Source organism: Enterococcus sp. S22(2020), from assembly GCF_020295385.1.
Taxonomy (GTDB): domain Bacteria; phylum Bacillota; class Bacilli; order Lactobacillales; family Enterococcaceae; genus Enterococcus_L; species Enterococcus_L dunnyi.
Genome location: NZ_JACFUD010000004.1, coordinates 341,576 through 354,201, shown reverse-complemented (window position 1 = coordinate 354,201; position 12,626 = coordinate 341,576). Strand labels below are relative to the sequence as shown.

Genomic DNA, 12,626 nt, shown 5'->3' with positions numbered 1-12,626 from the left:
GTTTGACACTTCTGTCCCATCCTCTTCAGAATAAAAATTAATAGACGTTATTTTGTCAGCCAATTAGTGACTTCATTCAACGCATCCGCAATCCCCGCTGGATTTTTACCGCCAGCTTGTGCCATATCCGGACGGCCGCCTCCGCCTCCGCCAACTTTCGGCGCGATCGCTTTGATCAAATCTCCAGCTTTCAAGCCTTTATCATTTGCTGATTTGGTCATTGCAGCAAGCAAGCTAACTTTTTCATCCTGTGCTGTTGCTAAAACCAATACATCTGACAATTCCTTTTGTTTCCATTGATCGGCTAGTTGTCGTAATTGATTCATATCTTTCACGTTGACTTGCGCCGCAATGTACGTCGTACCTGCAACTTCTTTGATATCCTTGAAAATATCTCCCGCTTGTTGATTCGCTAATTTTCCTGCAAGCTGTTCATTTTCTTTTTGCAGCTCACGTAATTGCTGTTGTAATTGCTCTGTCTTTGACACAACTTCTTTTAGTTGAGGTGACTTAACGATTCCAGCAATAGTTTTCAATTGTTGTTCTTCTTCATTCATCAGTTCATAAGCTTCTTTACTCGTCACAGCTTCGATTCGACGCACACCAGCACCGATCCCTGATTCAGAAACAATTTTGAAAATACCAATATCTTCTGTATTTTTCACGTGTGTTCCACCACATAATTCAATTGAATACCCGTCAATATTCACGACACGGACTTCCTTGCCGTATTTTTCACCAAAGAGCGCCATTGCTCCCATGTTTTTCGCTGTATCGATATCCGTTTCGATCGTTTCAACTGGAAGAGCTGCCCAAATTTTTTCATTGACGATTGCTTCCATCTGTACTAATTCTTCAGGTGTCACCTGTCCAAAGTGAGTGAAGTCAAAACGTAAATGTCCAGGTGCGACTAATGATCCTGCCTGATTTGCGTGATCGCCTAAAATATCTTTTAACGCACGATGCAATAAATGAGTTGCCGTATGATTTTTCAAAATACGGTTGCGCATTTTTTCATCTACATGAAGTTCATAAGTTGCTCCTTCAGTTACTGTTCCTGTTACTTGAACTGTATGCAGGAATTGGCCGTTTGGTGCTTTTAGGACATTCTCCACATGAGCCACGATCGTTCCGTTTTGATCTTTGATCGTTCCTTTATCCGCAACTTGTCCACCCATTTCAGCATAAAAAGGTGTTTCTGCAAAAATCAATTGGGCAGTACCATCCGAAAGTTCATTCACGATTTCTTCGTCTTTCAAAATGATCAATAATTGACTTGATGCTTGTAATTCTGTATAACCGACGAATTTGCTTTCTACTTTGATATCCGTTAAAACAGCAGACTGCACACCCATCGATGTTTCTTTGCTGCGGGCAGAACGAGCACGTTCACGTTGGGCTTCCATTTCTTTTTCAAAACCGGCATGATCGACTTTCAACCCTTCATCCTCAGCGACTTCTTCTGTTAGCTCTACTGGGAAACCATACGTGTCGTAAAGTTTGAAAATATCTTTTCCGTTCAAAGTATCTTCATCAGCTGCTTTAACTTTAGCTAGAAGTTCATTTAAAATATCTAATCCTTCATTGATCGTTTCATGGAAACGTTCTTCTTCTGTACGCACAACTTTTTCAATGAATTCTTTTTGTTGTAATACTTCCGGATAATAACTTACCATCACTTCGCCAACAACTGGAACCAATTTATATAAGAAAGCTTCATTGATGCCAAGCTTTTTCCCGTGCATGACTGCACGACGTAATAGACGACGTAACACGTAGCCGCGGCCTTCATTTGAAGGAAGCGCACCGTCACCGATCGCAAACGATAATGCACGAATATGGTCAGCAATGACTTTAAATGAAATATCTGTTTGCGGTGATTGTCCATAAGTGACTTGTCCACTTAATTTTTCTACTGCCTTGATGATCGGCATAAATAAATCTGTTTCAAAGTTGGTCGGCGCATTTTGAACGATCGATACCATACGTTCCAGCCCCATGCCCGTATCAATATTTTTATGTGGTAATGGTTCGTAGGAATCATCCGCTTGATGGTTGAACTCAGAAAATACAAGGTTCCAAATTTCTAAATAACGTTCATTTTCACCGCCAGGATAATTTTCTGGATCATCTTCTGCTACATCATTGAAGCTTTCTCCCCGATCATAAAAAATCTCAGAATCGGGACCACAAGGACCTGCACCAATATCCCAGAAATTATCTTCAATGTCGATAATATGATCCATCGATAAGCCCACTTCTTCATGCCAAATACGTTTTGCTTCTGTATCTTTCGGATAAACTGTTACATATAATTTTTCTGGATCAAACGCCATCCACTCCGGTGCTGTTAAAAATTCCCAAGCCCAGTGGATCGCTTCTTTTTTAAAGTAATCACCGATCGAAAAGTTTCCCAGCATTTCAAACATCGTATGATGACGAGCAGTTTTGCCGACATTTTCGATGTCATTTGTCCGAATTGATTTTTGCGCATTCGTGATTCTTGGATTTTCCGGAACTACTGAACCATCAAAATATTTTTTTAATGTGGCAACACCTGAGTTGATCCATAATAAAGTGGGATCATTGACAGGCACTAATGATGCACTCGGTTCGATCGAATGACCTTTTGATTTGAAAAAGTCTAAATACATTTGACGCACTTGACTACTTGATAATTCCTTCATTCTCTAATGACCTCTTTCTTGGTTTGCTTAGTTTTGTCGGTTGACGCAATAAAAAAGGCGCTCTCCATTGCAACACAAGGACGATAATTCGCGGTACCACCTTGTTTGCAATGAAGCCGCCTGACATTCATTACCTCTTAAACGATCCGATAACGCAGGATCTGCGGCGCTGTTTCCAGCACGATTATTAAAAGAGAGCAAAATCAACACACACGGGCATTTCTTTTCAGCCAGGAGAAATGTCTCTACATCCACGTATTTTTGGTCAATCCATTCTTTTAGACACTTGAAATTATAAGGATTTTTGACTGTTTTGTCAATAAGTAGCCGGAATTATCCTTTTGCCTATGCCTTTGCTCCAAAAAAATCAGCTATTTTTGTCTTTCATTATATTGATAATCATACAGATAGAGCAGTTGCCCATTCTGTTCATCTATCTTATATTGCTTGCGTCCGGTTACAGCATAGACCGCATTATTCTCCTTGAAAAGCATCACCGGCTCTTCATCGTCGGCCTCCTGCTCCAACACAGTCCGCCAGAAAATTTGTGCTTTCTCTAAGGATACCTTAGCTACGATTTTTTCCTTTGAATTTCGCTTTGCTTTATAAACAACAAAAGCCATATCTTGTTCGTTCATGCTAGGTTCAACTTCAAGGTCAAGAAACTCAGGATATAATTTCCCAAGTGCGGCTAACTCCTTTTGAGTATCTAATGAATTCCAATGTTCTTTCATGAAACCATTATGCTGATCTACAATTTTTTCATAGTCAGGATTTTGAATGACCTCTTTCGTTTTCAAATCAACTTTATAATATCGACCATCTAAGCCATAAAAATAAATCGAAGATTCATCGATGATCGCATAGTCTGTTTGCTGATAGCTTAAATTATCCTTTAGTTCTGGGATTTTTTCTATCCATTCTTGTTCAGTCAGACTGACTTTTCCCGTTGTTTCATCAATAAAATAGACCCGTTCTTTTTTACTATCGACTGTAAATAGCCCTTCCTTTGTGCTGCCGATGAGATACTCCTGCCATTTAGAATGTTTTGTCCACGTCGTTTCACCCGTTTTTAAATCCACTGCGCTAATCAAAAAGTAAGTCATACTCGTAGAAATTCCAGAGCTGGATCTGCCGTTAGGAATTCGTTGTCTGATTTTATTGATGGATATCGTATTACCTGCCTTATTTTTTGTCACGATCGTTTGAGCATCTTGTTCAAAAACGATCCTCGAAAAAGCGCCAGCAAAAACAGCCATCACAAATGTTGCTACTAGAAATTCAACAATAAAAACCATAGTATAAATTTGTATGCTTTTTTTGACCCCTGCTTTATTCTTTTTAAACAAAGAACGCAGCATGAATATAAATGTTACAACTATCACCCCATAAATGATCCCCAGCATGACATCATTAAATAACCAGCCGTTAAACTGCCACTTTTTGAAAAACGAAGGCTGTAACAAGGCTAATAGAAACGAGCCCAATAATACATTTATAATGAAAACACTGATCAGCTGAGGAATCCGCCTCTTTAAACTGACCCGTTTTAGCTTGAGATCTTTTCCTAGATCGATGAATAAACGAGTAAAATAGAAGATCGACCATCCATAAAAAAGGGTCAACAAGCCATTGTGAACGACACTGTCGGTATATCTAAATAAATTCATCCAGCTGGTCAAAAATGCCTGCATAATTTTTCCTGCCTTTCACCTATAAGTCAACGATAATACTTTTACGATAAAGGTATTTTTCCGGCTTTACTATTTGTTCCGGCAACACTAAATGCTTGGAACAATAATAAGTGGACAATGGTAGCATCTGCTCGATCAAATGACGATCTTTTTTTTCTTGGATGCTCAGTTTTGAAACAGCAGGATCCTGAGTCAGTTCGTAGCGATTTCTTTGTGTATCGATCACTAGACCAAACATGTTGGCCCCGCTCATTTTTTCCTTGATCTGTCTACCCGATTCATTATTTTGTAAGAGTAATTCGTTGCCCCAGCGAAATAACCTTCTAGTCCCTGCACCGACAGCAAACTCCCATTGATCTTCTGTTAAAAGATCAAATCCTTGTTGCTGTACAGCCTCTCTTAATTGTGTATGGGTACACGTCTTATGACTATAAACAAAATAACACTCTGCATTGGGAACAAATTCCAAGTAAAAGTGGTTCTCTTCCAAGACTGTTTTGGGAAAAGACCAGATCAAGCTCTCTTGTGCTGTCAGCTTAGGAAATAGTTGTGCACAAATATCTGCTTCAAATACTGCAAATTTTTCAACTTCCCCTTCAAATGCACCTGTGATCGTATCAACGATTCCTAAAAATTCAGTTCCGGCGGGCAAAGCATATTTTTGAACAAACATTGCCGGGATCTCAGCTTTTCTTAAGGGTGACGTATGGTCATTGATATAATTCGAAATTCCTTCTAATGTACACAAATCATGTGCTGCTTCTTCCTCCAGCTGTTGAAACGCGGGATCGATCATTTCATTTGTCAAAGTTGTTTTGAACGTTTTCTTTCCAAGGTCAGCAACATCAAAATCCAGAAGCTCGTGAGGTCGTAATCCCTCAGCTCCCAGATCCCAACCGAGGATCGCTTCACTATTTTTAGGGATAAAAACAAATAATTCCCCGTCTAATTCGATCTCAAATGTTCGACACTTGATTCCGTAAAGCTCAAAATCAACTAGCTCGATCATAGTGATCTCCATTTTGGGTGGAATAAAATACATCAATAATTGCTGCAAACACGCTGTCTTTTCAGTATCATTCATTTTTTTCCATTGTACCCATTCAATTTGTTCAAATAGCTCCAAAACGGCCCCTCCTCAGAAATAGAAAAATATCTGCTCAATCAAGTATACCATTGAAACCGATTTTCATTAACAAAAATCGACAATCCCTTACACTCGTATTTGCTCCAACAAAAAAACTGGGCCATAACTCTATGAGTTACGACCCAGTCCTTTAAAAAAAGAATAAGCGGTAGGTTCAGAAGTAGCTCCCTCTTCTTGAATACTTCTATCTCAAACTCAGCTCAACTATTTATAACTGTTTTTCTTTGCTTTTTTTGCTGTTCTCGTTTGTTGACGACGTTCAACTTTACGTTTTTGTTTATTGCTGGCAGAAATCGCACGATCGATTTTTTTCTTGTAGCCTGGCTTGATTTTTTTCTTTTTCTTCTTGACTAAGCCAATCAACGTAGGATCTTCAAGTGCATCTTTGCTTTTCTCACGTTTTGTTCGACGGTTACGGTCATATGTAGCAACAACTTCACCATCTTTGATTTCTTTTGGATGAAATTCAATACCTAATTGCTCTACTTCGGAAATCGCTTCTTCATCTGCTGGCGAATAAAGTGTGATTGCAGTGCCATCTAAGCCATTTCGACCTGTTCTTCCAACACGATGGATAAAGAAATCTAAATCGCTTGGTACTTCTGCATTGATTACATGAGAAACCCCTTCAATATCGATTCCGCGAGCTGCTAAATCAGTAGCAACTACATATTGAAATTCTAAGTCCTGCACTTGACGCATCACTCGTTTACGTTCTCTTGGAGAAATATCGCCGTGGATCTTCGCCACTTTTAGGCCTTGGCCTTTCAAGTACTCCGTGATTTCATCCACACGCTGTTTTGTATTCGCAAAGACGATCGCTAAATAGGGATGACCTATTGTCAATAATTGATAAATCAAACGGTTCTTATCTTTGCCTTTCGTTGAAATCAACCAATTATCGATCGTTTCAGAAATGATGTTCTTCGGCTGAATATGCTCAACAACAGGATTTTCCATATACTTTTTAAGGAATGGTTTCAGTTTTTCAGGAATCGTTGCAGAAAAAACCAGCATCTGTAAGTTGTTCGGCAGACGGCCGGCAATTTGATCTACATCTTCTAAAAAGCCCATATCCAATGTCATATCCGCTTCATCCACAACGAAAGCAAATGCCGTGTGTGCTTTTAAAGCCTGTTCATTGATCAAATCCAAGATTCTTCCTGGTGTTCCGATTACAACATGAGGCTGCTGATTTTTTAGTTTAGCAATCTGACGCTGTTTGTCTGTTCCCCCAACAAAATTCGTCACACGAATTTCCGGCTGGCTGAATTTTCCGATCTGGCTTGCTTCTTGATAAATCTGATTCGCCAGCTCTCGACTTGGCGCCGTGATCAAGATTTGCACCTCATCTAATTGAGGATTTATCTTATTCATCAATGGGAGTAAAAAAGTATGTGTCTTCCCGCTCCCTGTTTGAGATTGACCGATCACACTTTTGCCTTTTTTTATTACAGGAATCAGCTTTTCCTGTACTTCTGTTGGCTGTTCAAACCCTTTATCTGCTAATGCTTCCATAATAAAATCATTGAATTGAAATTGTTTAAATGAACTCATTTTCTCACCGCTTTCTATCCTTGTTGTCTAAGTCCTCATGCATTATACCACAAAAATGTCGGGAGCTTAGTCATTTTCGATTTTTTTCTCTCTTTCTATCGTACTGACCGTATAGGTGTGACTAGCCTTCTCATAAAACAAGCGTCGTTTCTTACGTAAAAGCACGTAGGTAACATTAAGAACAAATAGCAGCAACAACAGCATACAAAATAAAAAGATCATCAAGGTGACTAGTTGGAGCATCTGGTTGGTAGAATTAAGTAATTCAGCCGGTCCAGCAATGAACAAGCTGATCAAGCCATAGACAAAATATAGATATCCATAACGGATAAATAACGCATTAAAACTGATCTTCTCACGTCCTTCTTGGACGATTTTGATACGTACGATTTTTTTACCGATCGTTTCACCGTTCGTAAACGTTGGCAGCACCATAAATACTAAGAAAACCATAACAAAAAACCAGCCGCGTGTTTCGATCAAAGGATAGGCTGACACCAGTTTACGATATTCTGGAATTAGCTTAAGCGAAAATGTCACTATAGCTTGCACGATCGAAATGACAAACCAGTCGATCAAAAATGCTGCAAAACGTCGAAACAAGCTAACGGACTGTCCTTTTTCATACGCAGCTTCATCCAGCTCATCTCTTGTCGGAAATAAAAAGGTCAGCATAGGAGTGATCACATAGCCGATGATTCCGCCGAAGGTATTGTTGATCAAGTCATTCACATCTGCTAAGCGGTATGGTCTAGGATAAATAAAATATAAGCCACTCAATTGCGTCAACTCGAAAAATAAGGATAATAAAAAACTAGCTATCACAACTTTTTTAAACGTAAATTTATAATAGTAGCGTAAATAAACCCCAAAAGGCACCAAAAGTAACATATTAAATACGGGCTCTAAAACGACACTTTGCTTTAAGGCAGGCACAAATGTACTAGGGTCATGTATATTCAATACCGTTCCATTTAAGAAGCGTTCCACAAAATAAAAAGGTCGTAACTCCAAATATTGCCCCGTATACTGAGCAACTTCTGCTCTTGGCGGTAAGGGTAAAATCACTAAAAAATAAGCACAAAGTAGATAGAAAACAAATGAATAGAGAATAATCGCCCGCCATAATAAAAACGTCCCATATTTACGATACTCTCGAATCACCAAAACAAATGAAATGGCAAAAGCTAAAAAAGGAAAAACGATCATCGCGGTTTTGATCGGTACTGTATAAGCTGACATATTGGTTCACTTCCTCCTATTTAGTGTAGTAAAAAACGGTCCCGTTGTCATTCATAACAAGTTAATTTAATAAAAAATATATTTTGCAAATCAAAAAATTTGCAGTATGATTGAAATAAATAGTCAGCTACACTTACTTAGCTAATTCCATAAACTTTTATTTTAGGAGGTTATTGTATGTTAAATGCTTATTTTGCTTTTGGCGTTCCTATGTTTTTAGTCTTTTTATATATCATTTTTGCTATTATTCGGAAAAAAAGCAAGATCCATTATATTGGTTTTGTCCTTTTATTGATAGCGTCTTTCATGATGGTGTTTAGTTTTCAAGTGCTTCAAGTGCTTTGGAATTTGCAAGATACTCAGACATCAGAGCAACTTGCTAGACTAGAATACCCTTTCGAGCTCTTATGGCTGCCTCTTATCTTAGGTTGTGCCCTAGTAATTATCAATCTTTGGAGGGGTGTAAAAAGAATCCAATCTTTCCATGAACAATCCGATCATAAAAATTAAACATCTGAAGATTGGCTGATCAACTTATACCTTATAAGAAGTTCGCTTACTAATCTTCAGATGTTTTCTCTTTATAAAAATTGGCTATTTAATCATTTAAATTTTTAATGTAAAAAATAAATATTTGGATATTCATTTTCTAACGATGAGCTATATCCTGGGCGTAAATACACTCCTCTAGAATCTGCAAATAAATCCAATACTTGCTCTTCCTCAAGAATACAATATCCATAATTGAAATATTTCAGATTCTTCATAAGACGAAGCGTATCAATATCATTGAAGCCTGTAAATTCAAGATTCAATCTTTCTAATTCCGTTAAACTCCGCAAAAAGCTACTATCCTGGGGTCTTTCTTCATCATAGAAGTAAATACCATGTAAATCTAGTTCCTTAAGCTGTTTAAGTTTACCTAATGCAGATAAATCTGATTTATATTCAGAACTGTCTATTTTTAAAGAAAGTTGTTTTAATTTTTTTAACTCTCCCACTTCTGAATAATTATCTACATCATCTACACGATCAATCACTAATTTTTCTAAATTTCCCATAGTTTGTAAAAAAGTAAGACTATTAATGTTAGAACCACTATTTTCAATTGTCAGTTTCGTAAGACCAGGTAATTTTGAAAGTGTTTCCCATTGTGCATCTGCAGCAGCAATACTTAGTTCTTTAAGGTTGTCTAATTCAGATAATACCGAAAAATCAATTTTCATATTTGATGAATCAAATGACAGCGCATATAGATTTTTCATGTTTTTGAAACTGTCTAAAGAATCAGTTTTATCCAAAGAAATCTCTTTGACCGATAATTTTTCTATTTTAGACAATTGTTGCAAATAATTTAGATTTTCTTCATTGAATTCCACTCCTGAAACGACAAGTTCTTTTAAGTTAGGAATTGTTTGCACTAGTTGAAGTGCTTTAGTTTCAGAAAAATAGAAACTATCGATTTTTTCTAAATTTTTATTTTTTGCTAACGCAGTAACAACTGGAGTATCAATCCAACCATACCCGCTATGATCACGACCGTCTGAAGCATAGTAATTAATTGACTTCAGGTTTGTCATTTTTTCAAGATAAGATATATCACTCTCACCAAGTGATTCAACATACAAGGTTGTTATTTTAGCTAAATCGAAATTCACTTTTGATAAAGCACTTGACACTTCATTGACTCCTATGGTGTTTATCTTGTGTAATTGTTCAATCAAATTGATGTTTTCAATCGCTTCATATGAGAAATAATAGGGTATAATAAGCTCTTCCAAATCATTAAATACTTCAAATCCCTTTAAATTCTGTATATCTTTCCCATACCCCATTGGAAAATAAAGAAGATTATCGTATCTTGAAGCTGAGTCGCTAATAGCAGAAATAGCTCGCTCAGAACGCAGATCCAATTTTTTCACTTGTGATAAACGTTTTTCAGTAACTTTATCTGTAAGTATCAAATCTAAGTTGTATCCAATCATAGTAGCTAGATTCTGATCTTCAAACCATTCTGAAAGCTTCTTTTCAATAGTAACGTCTATCGTACAATCGGCTTTTTTTGAGCCATCTTCTGTTTCAACATTAATGGTAACAGAACCTTTGGCTTTAGCTGTAACAATCCCATTTTCATCAACTACTGCTATCTTTTCATCAGAAGAACGCCACATTACCTTCTTATTCGTTGCGTTAGCAGGTACAACCTGAGCTTTTAACGGCTGTGATTCTCCCACGACTAGAACTTTATCAACAGGATCAATCGTTACACCTGTTACAGAAACTGGATCATCTACAAAAGAAACACGCATATTTAAACTTGATTTGGATTCAACAATCATATTATATTTTGCATAATCTCCACTCGTTGTTTTTGTCGACGGAACCGTTGTTTTGTATAGTGTGTTTTGTTGTGGTTTATCGTGCCCTCCTTGCCCTATATAGTAAAAGCCATCATAGTTATTCGTTGCATAATATCTAGGTTCCTTTAATTTTGAATAGCCTAAAATTCCTTCATCAGCCTCTTTCATAGTCACTAGTTGAGAGGTAGGTGATGTGTTGGTCGAGAATGCTTCGTTTATATGGTAAACTCCGATTCCACCAGAAGCAACGATTGGCTTGGTTCCATGTTCTTCAGAATAAATAGTACTTTTCAACGATGCATCAAAGCCTACTAATTGCCGATTTTCAATTAAAAAATATTCTTGAGGATTCGCTGTATTTATTCGATAAACATTAAAGTCCGGACTGCTTATATGATTGACGCTAACGGTTTGCTCTTTGTTGACAACTTGAGGTTCAACCACTCCAAGCATCACTTTAGAATATGCATCCAGATGCGTCGGTGTCGCTCCAGCTTCTTCACCTTCAAGGTAAGTCCAAGAGCCACCTGCCATCAAACTATATTTCCCTAAACCGTCTCCATTGGATACCTCTACATATTTCCCTTCATGTTCAATGATCATTCTCTCAGAATTGTATAAATCTGGTAATTTTAGATCGTGACCAAATTCGTGTGCGACTAACCCTAATTCTGACTGATACTCATATTGCTTAGTAGGATCACTATTTTTTTTGACCATAGTTTCACCAAATAATGTATAGTTGTTTAACTTGATACCATCAACGACTGGATAACCGATCGGTCTTCCTTGAAAACTTCCTTTGTGTCCCCAAACACTATCAGTCATTTTAATACTTGACGCTTCATACCCAGCGAAGATTGCCATTATATGCATTTCATTTTGTTCAATGATCCCATTTTTATTTTGATCATATTCTGTTATATCTACATAATCTTGTAGCTTTTCTAGCGCCTCTTTTAAAGCTGGTCGTGCTAAATCAAATTGATTTCCAGCTTTTGGATGTTCTCTTTCTAATTGTATTCGAACTATACCATCTTGTTTCCCGTCTTTCTTTTTCACGGGTTTTAGATCAATCATTTCTTTTGTTGCTTCCTTGTAGTAACTAGATAAGCTTTTTTCTGTTTGTGAAAATACTCGTTTCTCCCAGTCAGCATCTGAATAGTTAAGTTTTACGTCACTAAATTCAACCAAAACAACTAAAAGAGACTGTTCTTTATTCCACTTTGGGACTGATTTTAAACTTCTTACTGCCACTTCTTCTGATCTTTTTGGCTTTAATTTCCCGATATCTTTACTAGATAAAGCAGAAGAAGGTCGATCGTCAATCAAGTATTTATTTTTTGAGGCTATTGTTTGCTTTGTTTCATCATCAAAGAGACTATAATACCAGTATCCATCTTTTGATAATTCAATCAAATCTCCTGTCTCATTCGCTAGAGTATAGCTGAGATACTCATCACCAATAATCTGCGCTTCAAATTGTTGTCCAGTAGGTTGCTGATAACTTCCAATTTCAGTATCAGCTGGAGCTGCATTTGAATGAATACTGCATGCTAAAAAGCTCCCTATCATACCTACCCCCAATAAAAACCTGCTTCCCCATTTCATGTTGTCCCACTCCTTTATCATTTTTCAAAGCTAAAAACTTTGTCTTTATAACTTGAACAAGTAGCAAATTTGAAAGAGTAATTTATCACTTGATCCACTTAATTTTAACTTAGAAAAACAGATAAATCTACAAAAAATATGTTATTTATTTTATTTAGAATATAATTCATATATATTTATTAACATTTTCCAAATATATTGTTCCATTTATTTTCCTAATACCTAATTCGATTGTATGGAGAATTAAAAAAATATGCCCTTCTTAAGAGTTAGTTCTTTCAGTACTATCAAACATATTGCTTGATAGTAAACGTCAATCATAAATTTT

At 37.0% G+C, this 12,626-nt stretch carries 7 protein-coding genes; 1 reads left to right on the top strand and 6 read right to left on the bottom strand.

Annotated features, from left to right (window positions below):
* Positions 1-47 precede the first annotated feature (47 nt).
* The 5 genes from alaS to H3T55_RS10210 form a co-directional block, all read right to left on the bottom strand.
* Entirely contained in the window at positions 48-2,687 is a 2,640-nt protein-coding gene (gene alaS / locus H3T55_RS10230; protein ID WP_225534385.1) for an alanine--tRNA ligase, read from the bottom strand.
* A gap of 371 nt (positions 2,688-3,058) precedes the next feature.
* A complete protein-coding gene (locus H3T55_RS10225; RefSeq protein ID WP_225534384.1) occupies positions 3,059-4,381 on the bottom strand; it encodes a PA2928 family protein in 1,323 nt (440 codons plus the stop codon).
* 19 nt (positions 4,382-4,400) lie between these two features.
* Positions 4,401-5,507: a hypothetical protein gene (locus H3T55_RS10220; RefSeq protein WP_225534383.1), complete on the bottom strand. Its 1,107-nt coding sequence runs from the start codon at positions 5,505-5,507 to the stop codon at positions 4,401-4,403.
* 225 nt (positions 5,508-5,732) lie between these two features.
* On the bottom strand, positions 5,733-7,085 hold the full coding sequence (locus H3T55_RS10215) for a DEAD/DEAH box helicase (RefSeq protein ID WP_225534382.1): 1,353 nt from the start codon (positions 7,083-7,085) through the stop codon (positions 5,733-5,735).
* Positions 7,086-7,151: 66 nt separating this feature from the next.
* On the bottom strand, positions 7,152-8,327 hold the full coding sequence (locus H3T55_RS10210) for a VanZ family protein (RefSeq protein ID WP_225534381.1): 1,176 nt from the start codon (positions 8,325-8,327) through the stop codon (positions 7,152-7,154).
* A 177-nt stretch (positions 8,328-8,504) separates the two neighbouring features.
* On the opposite strand from H3T55_RS10210, the gene H3T55_RS10205 reads away from it, so the two are divergent.
* Complete coding sequence (locus tag H3T55_RS10205; protein ID WP_225534380.1) at positions 8,505-8,837, top strand: hypothetical protein; 333 nt, start codon at positions 8,505-8,507, stop codon at positions 8,835-8,837.
* Between the two features lie 104 nt (positions 8,838-8,941).
* Here H3T55_RS10205 and H3T55_RS10200 read toward each other — a convergent pair whose 3' ends face one another.
* Positions 8,942-12,298, bottom strand: a complete 3,357-nt coding sequence (locus H3T55_RS10200; protein ID WP_225534379.1) for a M6 family metalloprotease domain-containing protein — start codon at positions 12,296-12,298, stop codon at positions 8,942-8,944.
* Positions 12,299-12,626 lie beyond the last annotated feature (328 nt).